1 pseudogene is annotated in these 267 nt (G+C 45.3%); it reads left to right on the plus strand.

Annotation, left to right across the window (positions count from 1 at the left end):
* Positions 1 to 177 (plus strand): annotated as a pseudogene (locus AC1ECF_RS17635) (cell wall hydrolase); the annotation flags it as partial.
* Between the last annotated feature and the right edge of the window lie 90 nt (positions 178 to 267).

The raw sequence follows: 267 nt of genomic DNA on the forward strand, positions 1-267 counted from the left end.
GTGCCAAAAGGGAATTTCTTCTATCAACGAGCTAGACCCACGGAAAAAACCCTAGCGAAAAGAACACTAGATTATTGGAGAGAACAGCCGGCGCAATACGCTCTATGGTATTTTAATCCATATGCACCATGTCCTGATACATGGTATGGTCAGCCGTTTGCAGGTCAATATAAGTAGCATTGTTTTTACGAGCCTGCTGCCGGGACGGGCGAGGGTGTTTATCAAGGGTAACGATAACATTTCACTAAGAAAGCAGGTGAGTAGCTG

This window comes from Psychrobacillus sp. Z3-81 (assembly GCF_056620325.1).